The organism is Actinoplanes sp. NPDC019969, assembly GCF_055562375.1.
Genome location: NZ_JBVHFK010000002.1, coordinates 329450 through 348435 on the forward strand (window position 1 = coordinate 329450; position 18986 = coordinate 348435).

At 71.4% G+C, this 18986-nt stretch carries 16 protein-coding genes and 2 pseudogenes; 8 read left to right on the top strand and 10 right to left on the bottom strand.

The window, feature by feature from the left end; genetic code table 11:
* Positions 1–110: 110 nt before the first annotated feature.
* From manA to nfi, 5 genes and pseudogenes are all read right to left on the bottom strand, one after another.
* The gene (gene manA, locus ACZ3II_RS08080) at positions 111–1298 is read right to left on the bottom strand and encodes a mannose-6-phosphate isomerase, class I (protein WP_465516888.1); all 1188 of its coding nucleotides are present in this window, start codon (positions 1296–1298) and stop codon (positions 111–113) included.
* A gap of 63 nt (positions 1299–1361) precedes the next feature.
* A complete protein-coding gene (locus ACZ3II_RS08085; protein ID WP_465516889.1) occupies positions 1362–2588 on the bottom strand; it encodes an SIS domain-containing protein in 1227 nt (408 codons plus the stop codon).
* Positions 2589–2707: 119 nt separating this feature from the next.
* Positions 2708–2869, bottom strand: a pseudogene (locus ACZ3II_RS08090) (Trm112 family protein); the annotation flags it as partial.
* Positions 2870–2913: 44 nt separating this feature from the next.
* Positions 2914–4293, bottom strand: coding sequence for a phosphomannomutase/phosphoglucomutase (locus ACZ3II_RS08095; protein WP_465516890.1), 1380 nt, complete (start codon positions 4291–4293; stop codon positions 2914–2916).
* A gap of 87 nt (positions 4294–4380) precedes the next feature.
* Positions 4381–5034, bottom strand: a complete 654-nt coding sequence (nfi, locus tag ACZ3II_RS08100; protein WP_465516891.1) for a deoxyribonuclease V — start codon at positions 5032–5034, stop codon at positions 4381–4383.
* Between the two features lie 47 nt (positions 5035–5081).
* On the opposite strand from nfi, the gene ACZ3II_RS08105 reads away from it, so the two are divergent.
* The 4 genes from ACZ3II_RS08105 (at position 5082) to ACZ3II_RS08120 (ending at position 9382) form a co-directional block, all read left to right on the top strand.
* Positions 5082–6356 (top strand): GAF domain-containing protein, encoded by a 1275-nt coding sequence (locus ACZ3II_RS08105; RefSeq protein ID WP_465517252.1) that lies wholly within the window; start codon positions 5082–5084, stop codon positions 6354–6356.
* 32 nt (positions 6357–6388) lie between these two features.
* Complete coding sequence (gene exaC, locus ACZ3II_RS08110; RefSeq protein WP_465516892.1) at positions 6389–7912, top strand: acetaldehyde dehydrogenase ExaC; 1524 nt, start codon at positions 6389–6391, stop codon at positions 7910–7912.
* A gap of 2 nt (positions 7913–7914) precedes the next feature.
* Positions 7915–8286, top strand: a complete 372-nt coding sequence (locus tag ACZ3II_RS08115) for a DUF779 domain-containing protein (RefSeq protein WP_465516893.1) — start codon at positions 7915–7917, stop codon at positions 8284–8286.
* A gap of 223 nt (positions 8287–8509) precedes the next feature.
* The gene (locus tag ACZ3II_RS08120; protein ID WP_465516894.1) at positions 8510–9382 is read left to right on the top strand and encodes a polysaccharide deacetylase family protein; all 873 of its coding nucleotides are present in this window, start codon (positions 8510–8512) and stop codon (positions 9380–9382) included.
* Positions 9383–9699: 317 nt separating this feature from the next.
* Here the strand turns inward: ACZ3II_RS08120 and ACZ3II_RS08125 are convergent, their stop codons facing one another.
* Entirely contained in the window at positions 9700–10062 is a 363-nt protein-coding gene (locus ACZ3II_RS08125; RefSeq protein ID WP_465516895.1) for a DUF3499 domain-containing protein, read from the bottom strand.
* A 185-nt stretch (positions 10063–10247) separates the two neighbouring features.
* Here ACZ3II_RS08125 and ACZ3II_RS08130 point away from each other — a divergent pair, with 185 nt between their 5' ends.
* Positions 10248–10727 carry a metallopeptidase family protein gene (locus ACZ3II_RS08130; RefSeq protein WP_465516896.1) on the top strand — a complete coding sequence of 160 codons (480 nt, stop codon included), beginning with the start codon at positions 10248–10250 and terminating at the stop codon, positions 10725–10727.
* A gap of 7 nt (positions 10728–10734) precedes the next feature.
* On the opposite strand, the gene ACZ3II_RS08135 is transcribed toward ACZ3II_RS08130, so the two are convergent.
* From ACZ3II_RS08135 to ACZ3II_RS08145, 3 genes are all read right to left on the bottom strand, one after another.
* Complete coding sequence (locus tag ACZ3II_RS08135) at positions 10735–10992, bottom strand: WhiB family transcriptional regulator (protein WP_043522029.1); 258 nt, start codon at positions 10990–10992, stop codon at positions 10735–10737.
* 400 nt (positions 10993–11392) lie between these two features.
* Positions 11393–13894, bottom strand: a complete 2502-nt coding sequence (locus tag ACZ3II_RS08140; RefSeq protein ID WP_465516897.1) for a bifunctional FO biosynthesis protein CofGH — start codon at positions 13892–13894, stop codon at positions 11393–11395.
* Between the two features lie 171 nt (positions 13895–14065).
* Positions 14066–15097 (bottom strand): hypothetical protein, encoded by a 1032-nt coding sequence (locus tag ACZ3II_RS08145; RefSeq protein WP_465516898.1) that lies wholly within the window; start codon positions 15095–15097, stop codon positions 14066–14068.
* Between the two features lie 90 nt (positions 15098–15187).
* On the opposite strand from ACZ3II_RS08145, the gene cofD reads away from it, so the two are divergent.
* From cofD to ACZ3II_RS08160, 3 genes and pseudogenes are all read left to right on the top strand, one after another.
* Positions 15188–16138 (top strand): 2-phospho-L-lactate transferase, encoded by a 951-nt coding sequence (gene cofD / locus ACZ3II_RS08150; RefSeq protein ID WP_465516899.1) that lies wholly within the window; start codon positions 15188–15190, stop codon positions 16136–16138.
* Entirely contained in the window at positions 16135–17181 is a 1047-nt protein-coding gene (locus tag ACZ3II_RS08155) for a coenzyme F420-0:L-glutamate ligase (protein WP_465516900.1), read from the top strand. Before cofD ends, ACZ3II_RS08155 begins: the two co-directional genes overlap by 4 nt.
* Positions 17178–17757, top strand: a pseudogene (locus ACZ3II_RS08160) (NUDIX hydrolase); the annotation flags it as partial. The gene ACZ3II_RS08155 and the pseudogene ACZ3II_RS08160, both read left to right, overlap by 4 nt.
* A 96-nt stretch (positions 17758–17853) precedes the next feature.
* Here the strand turns inward: ACZ3II_RS08160 and ACZ3II_RS08165 are convergent.
* A complete protein-coding gene (locus ACZ3II_RS08165; protein ID WP_465516901.1) occupies positions 17854–18972 on the bottom strand; it encodes a mannose-1-phosphate guanylyltransferase in 1119 nt (372 codons plus the stop codon).
* Positions 18973–18986: the final 14 nt, after the last annotated feature.

Below are 18986 nucleotides of genomic sequence, written 5' to 3' on the forward strand. Positions count from 1 at the left end.
CATGGACGCCTGACCGCCCGGCAATGGAGGACCATGGACGGACGGCGACGGATCGCGGCGGGGCGCGGAGACTGCGGCGACGAAGCCGGATGGAGACCGGGGCTGCGAGGTCAGGTGGGGACGGCGGCGACGAAGAGGCGGCCGGTTCCGGCGACCTTGATGGCGCCGGCGGTGGCGGGGACGTAGGCCGCGGTACCCGGGGTGAGCTCGACCGGGGTGCCGTCCTCGCTCTGCCCGGTGAAGACGGTCCCCTCGACGCACAGGACGATGCGCGGGCCCTGGGCCGGCACCTCGATGGGTGGGCGGGTGCCGTTCACCTCGATGCGGTAGAGGACGAAGTCGGGTACCGGGACGGTCCACGTGTCGACGCCGGGTTCGACCGAGGTGGCGGGCAGCAGCGGGTCCTCCAGGACCTCGAAGCGCAGCACGCGCATCAGCTCGTCCACGTCGACGCGTTTCGGGGTGAGGCCGCCGCGCAGCACGTTGTCGCTGGCCGCCATCAGCTCGACGCCGAGGCCGCTGAGGTAGGCGTGCAGGTTGCCGGCCGGCATCCAGATCGCCTCGCCGGGGGCGAGTCTCACCAGGTTGAGCAGGAGCGCGACCAGCACCCCGGGATCGCCGGGATAGTGCCGGGCCAGATCCAGGACGAGCCGGGCGGACGCGGCGTGCTCGGCATCGCAGGGGACGGCGCCGGCCGCGGCCACCACCTCGTCGATCAGTGCTGGCCGGTCGCCGGCCGGCCAGGTGAGCAGCAGGCGGACCGCTTCGGCGAGGTCCCCGCCGGTCAGGGCGGTCACCACCGGCTCCAGCCGGGGCACCTGGAAGCCTCCGATGGCCGCGGCGGCGACGGCGGGGCTGCGGAAGCCGCACAGCGCCTCGAACGGGGTGAGCGCCACCAGCATCTCGGGCTTGTGGTGGGCGTCGGTGTAGTTCCGCGGGACGGCCGGATCGGCCTCCTGACGGGCGTGGGCGGCTTTCGCGTACGCCGCGTCGGGGTGGGCCTGCAAGGACAGTGGGGCGGCGGCGGCCAGGACCTTCATCAGGTACGGCAGGCGCGCCCCGAACGTCGCCACGACGTCGTCGCCGAGCTGCCCGGCCGGGTCGCCGCCGATCAGCTGGACCAGGTCGACCGGCCCGTCCGGGCCCGGCACGGTGGAGGGATCACCGGGATGCGCGCCGAGCCACAGCTCCGCCTCGGGCCCCTCGGTGGGGGCGGGACGGCCCTGCAGCTCGGCGATCGCGGTCCGGGAACCCCAGGCGTACGGCCGGATGACTCCGGTCAGCGGATACACGGTCATACCCGGCAAATTAGCAGCCCAGGGCACACTTTCGCGGGTCGCGGCGGTTAACGACGCCGACGCTCAGCGCAGGTCGTCGGCGATCGGGTTGGACAGCTCCTTCATCTCGCTGATCGCGGGCACCGCCATCGGGTCGAGACCGTGTGCCAGCGCCAGGTACAGCGAGGCGTAGTCGGGGACCGCGACCAGGGAGGCGAGCCGCTCCAGCGTGGAGCCGCCCTCGGCGGTGAGCACGTCGCAGCGGACGCCGCGCCGGTCGGCGATGGTCTGGATGGCGTCGGCGCGGCGCTCCTCGACGGCGACCGGCTCGTCGGCGTCGTCCTCCGGGTTGAGGCCGCCGTCGCGGAAGACCACCAGGCGCAGCCGGGTCACGCTCTCGTCGGCGTCGTCGTCCGGGTCGGCGAAGATGTCCCGCGAGCCCTCGGCCAGGCCGCCGAACACGCCGTCGAGCAGGCCCACCCGGCCCCGGCCGGCCTCGCCGAGCGCGCCGGCCATCACCGGGTAGCGGGCGTTGGCGGCCAGGGTGTCGGCGAACCGGCGGGCCGCGACCGTGGCCAGCGGCGAGGAACCCCAGACGATCGGCACCGAGCCGGCCAGCCCGAGGGCGAGCTCCTTGGCCGGGTTGACGAACGAGTCGGCGCCGGGACGGCAGCGCTCGGCGTCGGCGTCCAGCCGGGTCGCGGTCTCGGCGATGTCCGCCTCGGCCAGCTTGGCGATGCCCAGCGCCCGGCCGGCGAACAGCACCGGGATGGTCAGGCCCCACAGGGTGGCCCGGGCCGGGGCGCGGCGCGGCACACCGATGAACGGCGCGCGGGCCCGCTCGGCGAGGGCCTCCAGGTCGGAGCCGGGGTTGCCGATGGCGACCAGGCGGGCGCCGCGGCGGGCGGCGGCCTCGGCGGCGGCCAGCGCCTCGGGGCTGCGGCCGGAGGCGGAGACCGCGATCACCACGTCGGCCGCGCCGACCCAGCCGGGCACGCCGGCGCTGCGGTGGCCGATGATCGGCACCGGGCAGCGCGGGCCGGCGACGGTGGACAGGATGCTGCCGGTGAGACCGGCCGTGCCGATGCCGGCGACCACGACGGCGCGCGGGCGGCCTTCGTCGGCGAGCATGCTCAGGTCGACCTCGGCGGCGAGCGCCGCGGCCTCACGCACCTGCGCGCCGGCCGAGGCGGTGGCGCGCAGCATGCCGCCGGGGTCGTTGCCCAGCATCGACTTCTCGTCGTTGAGCAGCGACTCGTCGGCGACGCGATGACCATTGACCCCCGAGGACCCGCTCAGTGGGCTGACCATCAGCTCTTCCCCTCCTCAGCGGCATCCCCGGCGGCGACGGAAGCGTCAGCCGACGCAGCCGGCGCGGCGGCGGAAGCGGCCGGCTCGGTGGCAGCCGCCGGGGACGAGGCGCCGGGAAGCCGGGCCTCGTCCAGGAGCAGGATCGGGATGTCGTCCCGGATCTCGAACACCCGGCCGCACTCGGTGCACGTCAGCGTCTGTGCGCCGGCATCGTGCTCGAGGGGCGCGTGATGGGTGTCCGGGCAGGCCAGAATCTCCAGCAACTGCTGATCGAGCGCCACCGAGTTACTCCTCATCGCCACGTGAAACTCCGGTCGTGGCGATCCTATCCACGAACGATGGCGAGAACCTCGTCACGGAGCTTTGCCATCCGTTCCGCGTCGGGCGCTTCCACGTTGAGGCGCAGCAGCGGTTCCGTGTTGGAGGCTCGCAGGTTGAACCAGGAACCGTCGCCGACCTGCACGGTCATGCCGTCCAGCTCGTCCACGGAGGCGCCGGGGAACGCCGCCCGCACCTCGGCGATCTTGGCGGCGGAGTCGGCCACCGTGGAGTTGATCTCACCGGAGGCGGCGTACCGCTCGTACTCGGCGGCGTACTCCGAGAGCGGCTGCGGCTGGCCGCCGAGCGCGGCGAGCACGTGCATGGCCGCGAGCATGCCGGTGTCGGCGAACCAGAAGTCACGGAAGTAGTAGTGCGCCGAGTGCTCACCGCCGAAGACCGCGTTGGTCGCCGCCATCTCCGCCTTGATGAAGGAGTGGCCGACCCGGCTGCGGACCGGCTTCCCGCCGTTCTCGACGATGATCTCCGGCACCGCGGCCGAGGTGATCAGGTTGTGGATGATCGTGCTGCCCGGGAACTTGGCCAGCTCACGGGCGGCGACCAGGGCGGTGATCGCGGACGGTGAGACCGGGTCGCCGTTCTCGTCGACGACGAAGCAGCGGTCGGCGTCGCCGTCGAAGGCGAGACCGATGTCGGCGCCCTGCTCACGGACCGCGTTCTGCAGGTCGACGAGATTGCGGGGGTCCAGGGGGTTGGCCTCGTGGTTGGGGAACGACCCGTCCAGCTCGAAGAAGAGCGGCACGATGGTCAGCGGCAGGGCCGGGAGCACCTGGTCGCCGAGGACCGCCGGGACGGTGTAGCCGCCCATGCCGTTACCGGCGTCCACGATGACCTTGAGCGGCCGGATGCCGGAAAGGTCGACCAGCGAGCGCAGGTGCGCGGCGTAGTCGGCGAGCAGGTCCCGCTGCTCCACCCGGGACACCCCGTCGGCTTCCGCGTTCAGGTCGGCGAGCAGCTGCTGGGCGCGCTGCCGGACGACGACGAGGCCGCTGTCCTGGCCGACCGGGCGGGCGCCGGCCCGGCAGAGCTTGATCCCGTTGTACTCCGCGGGGTTGTGACTGGCGGTGAACATCGCGCCGGGCAGCCCGAGCGCGCCGGAGGCGTAGTAGAGCTGGTCGGTCGAGGCCAGCCCGATGTTGATAACGGCGGCGCCGGCCGCGTTGACGCCGCGGGCGAAGGCGGCGGCCAGGCCGGGGCCGGACTCGCGCATGTCGTGCCCGATCACGATCTGATCCGGCTCGTCACCGGACTCGCGCAACATCTCGACGAACGCCGTGCCGATCGCCCGGGCCACGGTCTCGTTGAACTGGTCCGGAACGATCCCCCGTACGTCGTACGCCTTGATGATCTGCGACAGATCGGACACTGCTCACCCCTTGTGCGAAGGTCCTCTTTGAGCCAGAGGGTATCGGAGCGTCACGTGTCCCCAGGTTTTAACCGCGCGGCTGGACGGTTAACTCAGAAGATCTCTGCAGGCACGGTCAGCGACCCTAGTGGTCTCCGGTAGGCGGTACAGGGGGGTCAGGTCCAGTGTCAGCGCACAGGCCCGGTCCAGGCTGATCCGGTGCCCGACGGAGACGAAGACCGGCTTGACCCCGGCCTGGGTGCGCAGCACGGCACCGACCGTCTCCCCCGCGTCGATCAGCGGCGACCGGGCGCCTCGCGGCTCGCCCACCGGCTCCCAGTCTCCCACCAGCCGGGTCTTCCCGACGCCGAACGACGGAAGGCCGGTGAGCACACCGAGGTGCGCGGCGAGGCCGAACCGGCGCGGGTGGGCCAGCCCGTGCCCGTCGCAGATCAGCACGTCCGGCCGTACGCTCAACTTGTCCAGCGCCTCCATCAGCGCGGGGACCTCCCGGAAGGCGAAGAGCCCGGGGATGTACGGGAAAGCCGGCCGTCCTCGGACCACCGCGGTGTCCACCACCGAGAGATCATCGGTCCGCAGCACCACGACGGCCGCGGCGAGCCGTTGATCGTCGGCGGAGTAGGCGACGTCGAGCCCGGCGACGGTGTCCGGCGACGACGGACCGGGCGACACGATCACGCGGGAACGCAGGGCGTCCTGCACGGCAAGGGCTTCTTCTTCGGTACGCGGCCAGGGTTGCACGGCCCGCAGCCTAGTTACTGTTGTCTCTTGACGTGACGGCGGTCACGATGGGGCAGGAGGTGCTGCCGGTGAACCCGTGGCTTGCCCTGACCCCCGGAGACGATCCCGCCGAACGGATCCGCCAGATCGGCCGCGCCCACGAGCGGTTCCTGGCCGGTGAGCGTGGCCCCGGCCAGATGCGTGCCGTGGTCGCCGACTCCTGGGCGCGGTCGGCGGCGTTCGTCCGGGCCGACAGCACCGCCCCGATCGATCTGGCCGACGACGACCTGGAGGCGTACCGGTCGGCGCACCCGCTGGCCCGGGTCATGCCGATCTTCCGGGATCTGCTCGGCGGCCTGGCCGAGGACGGCGACCACATCCTGGCGGTCTGTGACGCGCACGGCCGCCTGCTGTGGGTGGAGGGGCATCCGGCCACGCTGCGCGGCGCCGCGTCGATGAACTTCGTGCCGGGCGCCCGCTGGGACGAGGCGCACGCCGGCACGAACGCGCCCGGCACCGCGCTGGCCGTCGACCACGCGCTGCAGATCTTCGCGACCGAGCACTTCAGCCATCCGGTGCAGCGGTGGACGTGCGCGGCGGCCCCGGTCCACGACCCGGGCACCGGCCGGCTGCTCGGCGCGATCGACGTGACCGGCGGGGACCATCTGGCGAACCCGCACAGTCTGGCCCTGGTCCGGGCCACGGCGCTGGCCGCCGAGGCGTACCTCCGCGGAAGTGAGCCGGTGCGGCAGCAACCGCGCGCCGCCGCACTCGGCCGGGACGAGGCCCTGCTCGCGCTCGGCAGCCGGCGGCTGCGGCTCAAACGGCGGCACTCCGAGCTGCTGGTCCTGCTCACCGTGCACCCGGAGGGCCGGACCGGGGACCAGCTCGGGTTCGATCTGTACGGCGACGACGTCAACCCGGTCACGGTCCGTGCCGAGCTGTCCCGGCTGCGCCGCATCCTCGGCCCGGAGCTGCTCGACTCGCGGCCCTACCGGCTGCGCGCCGGCGTGGAGACCGATCTCGGCACGGTGACCCGACTGCTGGCGGCCGGGCGGGCCGCCGACGCGCTGGACGCCTACCCGGGACCGCTGCTGCCCGCGTCGGACGCGCCCGGCATCGTCCGGCTGCGGCGGCTGCTGGACGACCGGCTGCGCGCGGCGATCCTGGAGAGCGGCGACCGGCGGCTGCTGCGGACCTGGCTGAACAGCGCGTGGGGCAGCGACGATCTGGACCTCTGGGAGGCGTACGCCGCCCTGGCCCCCGCCGATCCGCTGGCCGCCCGCCGGGTCGCCGCGCTGACCCGGGAATACGCGTGCAACGTCCGTGCAACGTGGCCGTAACTAGGGTCCGCCCCAAATGAGGAGGCGAGACCGTGACCGTCTATTCCCCGCCCGGCTCCGATGGCTCGATCGTCAGCTACCAGTCCCGCTACGACCACTACATCGGCGGTGAGTACGTCCCGCCGGCCAAGGGCCAGTACTTCGAGAACCCCTCCCCCGTCACCGGCCAGGTCTTCTGCGAGGTCGCCCGGGGCACCGCCGACGACGTGGAACGGGCCCTCGACGCCGCGCACGCCGCCGCGCCGGCCTGGGGCCGTACCTCGCCCGCGGAACGCGCCAACATCCTCAACCGGATCGCCGACCGGATGGAGCAGAACCTCGAGAAGCTGGCCGTCGCCGAGGCCTGGGAGAACGGCAAACCGGTCCGGGAGACGCTGGCCGCCGACATCCCGCTCGCCATCGACCACTTCCGGTACTTCGCCGGCGCCATCCGCGCCCAGGAGGGCACCGCCGGGGAACTCGACGAGGACACCGTCGCGTACCACTTCCACGAGCCGCTCGGCGTCGTCGCGCAGATCATCCCGTGGAACTTCCCGATCCTGATGGCGGTCTGGAAGCTGGCCCCCGCGCTGGCCGCCGGCAACGCGATCGTGCTCAAGCCGGCCGAGCAGACCCCGGCCTCGATCCACTACCTGATGTCGCTGATCGGCGACCTGATCCCGGCCGGCGTGCTGAACATCGTCAACGGCTTCGGCGTGGAGGCGGGCAAACCCCTGGCCAGCTCGAGCCGGGTGGCCAAGGTGGCGTTCACCGGCGAGACCACCACCGGGCGACTGATCATGCAGTACGCCTCGGAGAACCTGATCCCGGTCACCCTGGAACTGGGCGGCAAGAGCCCGAACATCTTCTTCGACGACGTCAGCCGGGCCGACGACGAGTTCTACGACAAGGCCCTCGAGGGCTTCGCGATGTTCGCCCTCAACCAGGGCGAGGTGTGCACCTGCCCGTCCCGGGCGCTGATCCAGCAGAGCCACTACGCGGACTTCCTGGCCGCCGGCGTGAAGCGGGTGGAGAACCTCAAGCAGGGCAACCCGCTCGACACCGACACGCAGGTCGGGGCACAGGCGTCCAACGACCAGCTGGAGAAGATCCTGTCGTACCTCGACATCGGCCGGCAAGAGGGCGCCCGTGCCCTGGTCGGCGGCGCGAAGGCGGAGCTGCCGGGCGACCTGGCCGGCGGGTACTACGTCCAGCCGACGATCTTCGAGGGCCGCAACACGATGCGGATCTTCCAGGAGGAGATCTTCGGGCCGGTGGTGTCGGTCACGCCGTTCGGCGACTTCGACGACGCGATCAGAATCGCCAACGACACGCTGTACGGTCTCGGCGCCGGCGTGTGGACGCGGGACGGCAACCAGGCGTACCGGGCCGGGCGCGCGATCAAGGCCGGCCGGGTGTGGACCAACTGCTACCACCTGTACCCGGCGCACGCAGCGTTCGGCGGCTACAAGCAGTCCGGCATCGGCCGGGAGAACCACCGGATGATGCTCGACCACTATCAGCAGACGAAGAACTTGCTGGTCAGCTACTCCCCGAAGGCTCTCGGGTTCTTCTAGGCATGGCCCGCCGAGTCGACGTGACGCCCGCCGCTGCCGATCTGATGCGGCAGCTGCGGGGACAGCACGGCCCGTTGATGTTCCACCAGTCCGGCGGCTGCTGCGACGGCAGCTCGCCGATGTGCTACCTGGAAGGCGAGTTCCGCACCGGCGGATCCGACGTCCTGCTGGAGTCTCTGGCGATCGAGGGGGTGCCGGAGCCGATCACGTTCTGGATGTCGGCCGCGCAGTTCGCACTCTGGAAGCACACGCACCTGACGGTGGACGTGGTCCCCGGCCGCGGCTCCGGCTTCTCGCTGGAGGCGCCGGAGGGCGTCCGTTTTCTGATCCGCTCCCGCCTGCTGACCGAGCAGGAGCTGGCTGAGCTGGGCTGAGACGACATCGATCGGGGGGTGGGACCTCAGCGTTCCGCCCCCTGCCCGGCTAGACCTTTCGGACATTTAACATCTTGACCGCACCCCATCGGTGACTCGCGATCCGGCTTCGACGAAACTTGAGACTGTTACCGGATTCGCGCCAAACGAAACATGCGGGCTGGCGGCCGGCGCGATCGCGAGGCATCGTCGGCAGTCTCGCGAACCGACCTGGGGAGGTCTCTTGATACGGCTGTCGCACACCCGGAAGGCCTTGGCGATCAGCGTCGTGCTGATCATGACGGGTCTGGTCGGCCAAGCGACCGCGGCGACCACCACCGCCACGCGGGAGAGCGCGGCGCCGGTCACATCGTCGAGCCCGGCACCCGGCACGCCCACGCCGGCGGCCCCGTCGGCCACGAAACCCGCGCCGAAGCCGGCCAAGACCAAGCCGCGCACCGAGAGCGCCCCGATCAGCACCGCCACCAAGCCCAAGGGCAAGGAGAAGACCGGCCCGGCCGGCAGCCTCCTGGTCACCGGCACCAAGGGCGTCGCGCTGACCTTCGACGACGGGCCCGACCCGCAGTACACGCCGCCGCTCCTCAAGATACTCGCCAAGGAGAAGGTGAAGGCCACGTTCTGCCTGGTCGGCACGCAGGCACGGCGTCACCCCGAGCTGGTCCAGGCGATCGCCGCGGGCGGGCACAGCTTCTGCAACCACTCGTGGAACCACGACCTCAAGCTCGGCAAGCGCTCGCCCAAGCAGATCCGTGCCGACCTGGCCCGCACCAACGCCGCCATCCGAGCCGCGGTCCCCGGCGCGAAGATCCGCTACATGCGCGCGCCCGGCGGCAACTTCACCCCCTCGCTGGTCAAGATCTCCGCCGAGATGGGCATGCACTCGATCTACTGGAAGGTCGACCCGCGCGACTGGGAGCACCACCCCGGCGAGTCGAGCGCGGCGCACCGCAACCGGATCATCAAGACGGTCAAGACCCAGACCCGGCCCGGCGCGATCGTGCTCGCCCACGACTACGCGCAGCCGGACACCATCGCCGCCTTCCGGACGCTGATCCCGTACCTCCGCAAGAAGTTCCAGCTCGTCGCCCTGACCTGAGACCTCGCGGGGTACGCCGTGAGCCGTCCCGCCCGGCGCGACGTGCGCGCCGGGTCACGGCCTCGGCGCGCCGCACGGTCACCCCGATCGTGAGCCGTCGCCCAGGCAGGTCACCGCCATCCCGAAACCGGCCTGACGTACGGCAGACGAGCCGGTCACCGCCGACCCGAGCGCCGGCCGTCGCCCAGACACGTCACCGCCACCCCGAAACCGGCCTGAGCGACGGCTCACGATTGGGGGGGGTGACCGGGACCCGGGTGGCAGCGCTACGGCAGTGCGCCGGGATCAACTCGCGCGGAACGGCGAACCGGCGCCCGTCAGTGGGACGGCGGAATGACGCGCAGGTGACCGCGGCGGCCCGTCTGGTGACCAGGGGTGTGGTCGGACTCGTCGGGGCGCGGCGGGATCGGGCGGGCGGCTTCGCGGACGGCCTCGGCCAGGGCGACCAGGTCGTCGGTGGTGGGGGGTGGTGGCGCGAAGTCGCCGTCGTGGCGGACCAGCTCCCAGCCTCGCGGGGCGGTGAGGCTGCGGGCGTGCGTCTCGCACAGGTCGTACGTGTGGGGCTCGGCGAACGCCGCGAGGGGACCCACGACTGCCGTCGAGTCGCCGTAGACGTAGGTCAGGGTGGCGACCGCCTGTCGGGGACAGCCGTTCCGGGAGCAGCGCCGTGGTGACCTCACGGCGGCAACTTATCTCTCCGTTCGCGATTCTGGGTCGTGTTGCCCCGCGACACGCCGGACGACGCGCATCACGATTCGGCGATGGTCGTTAGACACGCCGCCCCGTTGGGGCGAATTAACGGCGCGGACACACGGTGACCACGGGCTGACCACGTACATCGGCCCCGTGGGGATACGCTGGCCGCGTGACCACCAGCCCCGAACGCCGCCGCGCCACGGACGGCAAGACGACGCGCAAGCCCGGACCGGGCCATCCCGCGCGCCGGGACCGGCACGGACGTGGCCTGCGCGGCCGCCTGGTGCCGGCGACCGTGCCGCTGGCCCGCACCAAAGCGGAGATCTTCGACGACCTGGTGCTGGACACCGTCGAGAGCCTGGAGCGCCGCTATGCCAAAGAGCTGGCCGGCGTGGAGTTCGCGGTCGAGGACGTGCCGCCGGAGCTGAACGTCTACGACTCCGACGTGCTCGAGGACGGCGAGGTGCCCCTGGCCCGGCTGCTGCCGGGACGTCCGGGGCGGCACGAGCTGCCACCGCGGATCGTGTTGTACCGGCGCCCGCTGGAGTTCCGGGCGATGGATCGGGAGGACCTCGCCGACCTCGTCCACGACGTGATCATCGAGCAGGTTGCCAACCTGCTCGGGGTGGATCCTGACGAGCTGGCTTAGGCGTTTCTCAGGCAACCCGTCGCTTCAGCTTGCGACGTTCACGTTCGGACAGTCCACCCCAGATCCCGAAACGTTCGTCGTGCCCGAGTGCGTACTCCAGACACTCCGTCTTGACATCACAGCGGCCGCAGATGCGCTTCGCCTCGCGCGTCGAGCCGCCCTTCTCAGGGAAGAAAGCCTCGGGATCGGTCTGTGAACACAGTGCCCGTTCCTGCCACTCGGGCGCGTCCCCGAGCAGGTCTACCCCTTCAACCTGCGCTTCCATCGGCGTGCCTCCAAATTTCCGCGCCAGCACGAAGCCGGCGCTGACCCCCCACGCACGCAGCGTGTTTATGCGGGTTCGACGCCTTTATGCCGCATCGTCCCCGCAACCCCACCAAAATTACACGCGTGTAAGACGTGCGCCGTCAACCCGAACCTGGTAATTAAGCCCGCTTCACCGACGCTTGCTGACGGATCGCGGACCCGTTGTTGCCATATCTGTCCGGGGCGCCGGAAGGTAACGCGAATCAGAACGTACGCGTCCAATTTAACCCGTTTTGTGACCTAGGGGCAGGGGGTCCCCCAACCCGGGTACACCGAATGGATCACGCGTGTGGAGTTCGGGCGCACATGACGCCCGAACTCCACACGCGAAATACGCGAACTGCGCTGATCTTGCCCAGTCAGCGGCGTCCGTACACCGTGGTGCGTTCCACAGCGGGACGGCCCGCCGAAGCGGCCAGCTCCTTCAACTCCGCAACCGTCCTCGCGGATCCGTGTTCGGAGCCGGCCATTCTGGAGATGGTCTCCTCCATCAGGGTGCCGCCGAGGTCGTTGCATCCACTGTTGAGCATCACCCGGGTGCCCTCGTCGCCGAGTTTCACCCACGAGCACTGGATGTTGTCGATCCGGCCGTGCAGCAGGACCCGGGCCATCGAGTGCACGGCCCGGTTCTCCCGCCAGGTCGGGCCGGGACGGGCGATGCCGGCCAGGTAGATCGGGGCGTTGGTGTGGATGAACGGCAGCCCGACGAACTCGGTGAACCCGCCGGTCACGTCCTGGATGCCGGCCAGCACCCGGAAGTGGCCAAGCCACTGCCGGGGGTGGTCGACGTGGCCGTACATCATCGTCGAGCTGGACCGGATGCCCACCTGGTGCGCGGTGGTGACGACCTCGATCCAGGTGGAGGCGGGCAGCTTGCCCTTGGTGAGGACCCAGCGCACGTCGTCGTCGAGGATCTCGGCGGCCGTGCCGGGGATGGTGCCGAGACCGGCCTCCTTCAGCTCGGTCAGCCACTCCCGCAGCGAGACGCCCGCCTTCGCGGCGGCGGTGACGATCTCCATCGGGGAGTACGCGTGGACGTGCATCCCTGGCACCCGCTGCTTCACGGCGCGGACCAGGTCGGCGTACGCCGTGACGGGCATCTTGGGGTCGATGCCGCCCTGCATGCACACCTCGGACGCACCGTCCCGCCACGCCTCCTCGGCGCGGTCGGCGACCTGCTCGACCGACAGCCGGTACGCGTCGGCGTCCTTCTCCCGCTGGGCGAACGCGCAGAACCGGCAGCCGACGTAACAGACGTTGGAGAAGTTGATGTTGCGGTTCACCACGTACGTGATGTCGTCGCCGTTGACCTCCCGGCGCAGCCCGTCGGCGATCCGGCCCAGCTCGTCCAGGGCCGCCCCGTCGGCGGTGAACAACGCCATCGCCTTGTCCTCGTTCTCCTCCAGGAGGAGAGACGCCGGATCCTTGGCGGCCAGATCGAGTGCGGCCCTGACGTCGGTGGGCATCCGCTCCGGCGCGCCCTTGATGTGCGCGGCGACCTCGTTCCAGTCGCCGTAGACGTCGTCGAAGTCGGACCGCCGGTCGCCGGTCCGCCCGTCGGTGTCGATGCTCCGGAACAGGTCGGTGCGGCCACTGCCGAACGACTCGTCGGGCTCCTGCCACGGGAGGCCGGCCGGCTTCACGTCGGCACCGAGCCCGTCGTCGGTGGCCAGCGCCGCGACGTGCGTCTTCAGCCTCGGGTCGAGCCAGCCCTCGTCGCCCCGGCGCACATACTCCGGGTAGATGGTGAGCCGCTCCCGCAGCTCAAATCCCGACTTTTCGGACATTTCGGCAAGAAGGTCGATCTGTGGCCACGGACGCTCCGGGTTCACATGGTCCGGCGTCACCGGCGACACGCCACCCCAGTCGTCGATGCCGGCGCGCAGCAGCAGCGGGAACTCGTCGTCGATCAGGTTCGGCGGGGCCTGGATCCGGGCCCGCGGCCCCATGATGATCCGCGCCACGGCCACCGTCGCCGCCAGCTCCCGCAGCTCCGCGTCGGGCATCCCGCGCATCGCGGTGTCCGGCTTGGCCCGGAAGTTCTGCACGATGACCTCTTGGATGTGCCCGTACTCCCGGGCGGCGCGCCGAATCGCGAACAGCGAGTCGACCCGCTCGGCGACCGTCTCGCCGATGCCGATCAGGATGCCGGTGGTGAACGGCACCCCGACCCGGCCGGCGTCGTCGAGCACGCGCAGCCGGACCGCCGGCTCCTTGTCGGGGGAGCCGAAGTGCGGCCCGCCCTTCTCCGACCACAGGCGGGTGGCGGTGGTCTCCAGCATCATGCCCATGCTCGGCGCCACCGGCTTGAGCCGCTGCAGCTCGGCCCAGCTCATCACGCCCGGGTTGAGGTGCGGCAGCAGGCCGGTCTCCTCGAGCACGGCGATCGCGCAGGCCCGCACATAGTCGAGCGTCGAGTCGTAGCCGCGCTCGTCGAGCCACTGCCGGGCGGCGGGCCACCGCTCCTCCGGCCGGTCGCCGAGGGTGAACAGCGCCTCCTTGCAGCCCTGGGCCGCACCCTGCCGGGCGATCTCCAGGACCTCGTCGCGCTCCAGGAACGGCGCGGGCAGCTTGTGCGGCACGGTGGCGAAGGTGCAGTAGTGGCACCGGTCCCGGCAGAGCCGGGTCAGGGGGATGAAGACCTTGCGCGAGTACGTGACGACGCCCGGCCGCCCCGCCTCACGCAGGCCCGCGTCCCGGATGCCACCGGCGATGGCCAGGAGTTCGTCGAATCTGTCTCCGGTGGCCGCGAGCAGCGCGGTCGCCTCGTCGACGTCGATCGCTTTGCCGTCGGCGGCGCGGCGCAGTGCGCGGCGGATGCTCGCCTCGGTCGGTACGGGTTCCACGTTGACCTCTACCACACCAGGCAGCCTAGGCCGGAATCGTTTCGCCTGTCGCCGTGGTCACCGGCCCCGCGCCGTGTCCTGAAACACCCTCGCGCCCGGAACAAAGCCGGGCGCGGGGTGAAACCGGCTGGTTGTGGTGGCTGTCCCAGCGCGGCCGGGACAGCCACCACGACCAGCCAGACCCGGTCACTGCCGGGGCGGATCCTGGTCGGCCGGGCCGAAACCGGGCCGGTCCTGCGGCAGAACCTCGGTCCGCTCGACCGGCGGCGTGTCGCCGGACGGCGTGGGCGTGCGCACCACCGGCGTGGCGGCAGGCGGCACGGAGACCGACGGAGCCGAGGCCGGCGGGGCGGAGACCGACGGCGTGTAGGCCGGCGGGGCCGAAGCCGGCGGGGCGGAGACCGACGGCGTGTAGGCCGGCGGCGCGGACGTCGGCGGCACCACCTGGGTCGGGTCCGCGAAGGGGGCGGCCGGAGCCGGGGCTCCGGACACCGGCGGCTGGCCCCACCCGGGCGGCGGGGGCGCGGGCACTGCCGGGTACTGCCCGTAGGGCGCGGCCTGCGGGTTGAACGGCTGGGTCGCCACCGGCTGCCCGTAGGCCGGCGCGGGCGGCGGGACGACGCCCGGCTGGTACGGCGCGGCGGGCGGCGGGGCCTGGCCGTACTGCTGCGGGGCGCCGTACTGCGGCTGACCGTACGGCGGCTGGCCGTACGGCTGCCCGTACACACCCGGCGCGGGCTTCGGCTTCGGCACGTTGAACAGGCCGAGCCAGATCTGGACCACCGCGTACGCCGGAACGGCCAGCAGGGCCAGCCAGGCGGCCCGGGCCAGCAGGGCGGTGAACGCCACCCCCGCGTCCAGGGCGGCGATCTTGCTCACTCCGAAGAACAGGTCGAAGATCACCCCGAAGAGGGCGGCCACCCCGTACTCCACGAGCGCGACCAGGGTGATCACCTTGGCCTTCGCGTGGACCGGCTGGACGCCGAGCGCCAGCAGCACGGCAGCGATCGGGAAGAGGATCGTCTCCAGGCCGACGACACCGCCGGAACTCCACGGGTAGCCGCCGACGAAGCCGGAGCGGAACCCGTTGATGATGTCCACCAACAGGAAGACGGCCACGGCGCCGACGAGGGCGTAGGTGGCCAGGTCGCGCAGGGGGCGCAGGAACTGCCCGACAGGCTTCTCGGCGGCCGGATCCGGCTGCGGTGGTGTGGTCACGTCTACTCCCGGTGCGGTGATCGAGGTCGGCCCAGAGTAAACCGAGACCCGGCAAGCCGTGGGACGACGCCGGTGCGGGAGGATGAGGGAATGCGGATCGTGGTCCTGACGGGGGGCATCGGCGGTGCCCGGTTCCTCCTCGGTGTGCGCGCACATGCCCGCGCCATCGGCGCCGACGTCACGGCGATCGTCAATGTCGGTGACGACGTGCGGATGCACGGCCTTCAGATCTGTCCCGACCTGGACAGCGTCATGTACACGCTGGGCGGCGCCGCCGACCCGGAACGTGGCTGGGGCCGGGTCGGGGAGAGCTGGGTCGTCAAGGAGGAGCTGGCGAAGTACGGCGTGGAGCCGTCCTGGTTCGGCCTGGGCGACAAGGACACCGCCACGCACCTGGTCCGCACCACGATGCTGAACGCCGGCTACCCGCTCTCCGCCGTGACCACGGCCCTGTGCGAGCGCTGGCAGCCCGGCATCGGGATGATCCCGGCCACCGACGACCGCCTGGAGACCCACGTCGTGGTGGACGTCGACGGCGAGCGCAAGGCGATCCACTTCCAGGAGTGGTGGGTGCGCTACCGCGGCGAGGTGCCGACCCACCGGTTCGTGTTCCGCGGCGCCGAGTCGGCGAAACCGGCCGCCGGTGTCCTGGAGGCGATCGCGAACGCCGACGTCGTGCTGGTCGCCCCGAGCAACCCGGTGGTCAGCATCGCCCCGATCCTGGCCGTGCCGGCCCTGAAGGACGCCGTCGCGAACGGTCCCGCCCCGGTCGTCGGCGTCTCCCCGATCATCGGCGGTGCCCCGGTCCGCGGCATGGCCGACAAGTGCCTGGCCACCCTCGACATCGAGGTGAGCGCCGCCGGCGTCGGCCGGATGTACGGTCCCCGCGCCGAGGGCGGCCTGCTCGACGGCTGGCTGGTCGACACGTCCGACGCGGCGGCGCAGGTTCCGGGCGTGCGCACGAAGGCCGTCCCGCTGTGGATGAAGGACGAGAACCTGACCGCGCAGATGGTCGCCGACGCCCTGGAACTGGCCCGATGAGCCTGGAGATCCTGCCGGTCCAGGGCATCGGCGACGTGACCGCCGGTGACGACCTCGCCGAGCTGATCACCGACGCCGCCCCCTGGCTCACCGACGACGACATCCTCGTCGTGACCAGCAAGATCGTCTCCAAGGCCGAGGGCCGCCTGGTCGAGGTCCCCGCCGACGGCCCCGAACGCGAGGAGGCCCGGCAGCAGGCGCTGGCCGCCGAGACGGCCCGCGTGGTCGCCCGCCGCGGCCCCACCACGATCGTGCAGACCCACCACGGCTTCGTGATGGCCGCCGCCGGCATCGACGCCTCCAACGTCGACAAGACCCACCTGGTCCTGCTCCCCCAGGACCCGGACGCCTCCGCGCGCCGGCTCCGCGCCGACCTGCGCGCCCGCGGCCTGGACGTCGCCGTGATCATCTCCGACACGATGGGCCGCGCCTGGCGCAACGGCCTGACCGACGTCGCCCTCGGCGCCGCCGGCATCGACGCCCTGCTCGACCACCGCGGACAGCTCGACCCCTACGGCAACGAGCTGAGCCTCACCCAGATAGCCGTCGTCGACGAGCTCTCCGCCGCCGCCGAGCTGGTCAAGGGCAAGACCGGCCGGGTCCCGGTCGCCGTCGTCCGCGGCTACTCCTACAGCGGCGACAGTGACGGTCCGGGCGTGTCGGTCCTCATCCGCGATGCGGCCAGCGACATGTTCGGATTGGGTACGGCGGAAGCACGCGCGGAGGGCCTGGCAGATGCCGCCCGCATGTCTGTCGACGCGCCGCGTGTCGCTCCGGTGGACGCTCCGGCCCGCGAAAAGGCCAAGATCATCGCCTGGGACCTGATCAATGAGGAGATGCTTCCGCTGATCGGGATCGAATTCTCGGCAGACGACGAGTGCCGGCTGAAGCTGTACCCTCCAGGCCCTGAGCCAGCGGATCTGGTCCGCCTCGGCGCCGAGGCACAGCGTTTCCGTGCGGCCTTCGCCGCGGGAGGCCTTGCCACAGCCCTCGAGGTCAATGACCTTGGCGAGATCACCCTGACCTACGGAGCCACCGCATGACCGCCCTCTACGAGAACGCCGTCGATGTCCTGACCACCTGGACCGCCACCTCCGACGACGCCGAGCTGGCCCGCAAGCGCACCCTCGCCCTGCTCGCCGACGGCCCCGCCGCGATGACCCGCGCCCACCGCGCCGGCCATGTCACCGCGAGCGCCCTGATCGTCGACGACGAGAAGCGCATCCTGCTCTGCCTGCACGGCCGCCTCAACCTGTGGATGCAGCTCGGCGGCCACTGCGAGCCGGCCGACGAGACCCTGGCCGCCGCCGCCCTCCGCGAGGCCACCGAGGAGTCCGGCATCCAGGGCCTGATCCTCGACCCCACCCCGATCGACATCGACATCCACGACGTCCGCTGCGGCGCCGAGGACGGCGCCCCCGCCGAACCGTCGACGCACTACGACGTCCGCTTCCTGCTGCGGGCCCCCAAGGGCAGCATCGAGCAGATCAGCGAGGAGTCGTCGGCGCTCGCCTGGTTCCACCCGGCCGATCTGCCGACCCCACTGGCCTCGGGCACCGTACAGCAGATCGCCCCGGCAATGTCCCGCCTGCCGTAACGCGCCCGGCAGACCGCGACCAGGGAAGGTTCGGGGCGACGGTGCCCACGGAGGGATCAAGCCTGACCGCCCGGAGTGGGCACCGTCGCCCCGAAACCGCCCACCCCGCGCACGACCCTCAGATGTACCCGTGCTGCCCCAGCTCTTTCAGATGATCGACGAGCTGCTTGACCTCCTGCGCCCGCTCCCGGGGACAGACCAGGACGGCATCCGGCGTGTCCACGATCACCAGGTCCCGAACGCCCATCGCCGCGACAAGACGACCCGACGACGGAACCACGACCAGCGACTCCGTGTCCCGCAGCAGAACGGTGTGCTTCTCCGACGACTCCTGGTGCCCGACCACCACGTTCCCCGCCTGGTCGGCCGTGAGCACCTCGCCGAGCGTGTGGAAGTCCCCGACGTCGTTCCAGCCGAAGTCTCCCGGAACCGTCCCGACCCGGCCGACCGCCGCCGCACCCTCCATGACCGCGTAGTCCACCGAGATCTTCGGCAGCGTCGGCCACACGTCGCCCATGACCTCTTCCTGCTCAACCGTCCCCCAGGCCGCCGCGATCCGGCTGATCCCCGCCGCCAGCTGCGGCTGCTGGCGGTGCAGCTCGGCCAGGAACGCGTCGGCCCGCCAGACGAACATGCCGGCGTTCCACAGGTAGTTGCCGGACTTCACGTAGCCCTCGGCCACGTCGTACGTCGGCTTCTCCTTGAACTCCTCCACCTTCAGCAGCGGACCGTCGCCGACCGCCGCACCGCACTGCAGGTAGCCGTACCCCGTCTCGGCCCGGGTCGGGGTGATGCCGAGAGTCATCAGCAGACCCTGCCGCGCGCCCTCCATCGCCTGGCGGATGACGCCGGTGAACGCCGCCGTGTCGGCGATCAGGTGGTCGGAGGCGAACGAGCCCATGATCGCCTCCGGGTCGCGGCGGGCGATGACGGCGGCCGCCAGCGCGATGGCCGCGCACGAGTCCCGCGGCGACGGCTCGATCAGCACGTTCTCGTCGGGCATCGCGGAGAGTTGCCGGGAGACGGCAGCGGCATGCGCCACGCCGGTCACCACGAACACCCGGTCGGGTGAGGTGAGAGTGTCCAACCGGTCGACCGTGGCCTGCAGCAATGAGGCCTCGGTGCCGGTCAAAGGGTGCAGGAACTTGGGATGACCGGCGCGGGACAGTGGCCAGAGACGGGTTCCGGTGCCCCCGGCCAGAACCACTCCGTACAACACAGCCTGTTCGTCGCTCATGCGCGGAGAGTTTA

Excerpts from the sequence above, each read along its gene's own strand:
- manA (WP_465516888.1), bottom strand. The coding sequence starts at position 1,298 with ATGACCGTGTATCCGCTGACCGGAGTCATCCGGCCGTACGCCTGGGGT.
- ACZ3II_RS08085 (WP_465516889.1), bottom strand. The coding sequence starts at position 2,588 with ATGGTCAGCCCACTGAGCGGGTCCTCGGGGGTCAATGGTCATCGCGTC.
- ACZ3II_RS08105 (WP_465517252.1), top strand. The coding sequence starts at position 5,082 with ATGGGGCAGGAGGTGCTGCCGGTGAACCCGTGGCTTGCCCTGACCCCC.
- ACZ3II_RS08115 (WP_465516893.1), top strand. The coding sequence starts at position 7,915 with ATGGCCCGCCGAGTCGACGTGACGCCCGCCGCTGCCGATCTGATGCGG.
- ACZ3II_RS08135 (WP_043522029.1), bottom strand. The coding sequence starts at position 10,992 with ATGGAAGCGCAGGTTGAAGGGGTAGACCTGCTCGGGGACGCGCCCGAG.
- cofD (WP_465516899.1), top strand. The coding sequence starts at position 15,188 with ATGCGGATCGTGGTCCTGACGGGGGGCATCGGCGGTGCCCGGTTCCTC.
- ACZ3II_RS08155 (WP_465516900.1), top strand. The coding sequence starts at position 16,135 with ATGAGCCTGGAGATCCTGCCGGTCCAGGGCATCGGCGACGTGACCGCC.
- ACZ3II_RS08165 (WP_465516901.1), bottom strand. The coding sequence starts at position 18,972 with ATGAGCGACGAACAGGCTGTGTTGTACGGAGTGGTTCTGGCCGGGGGC.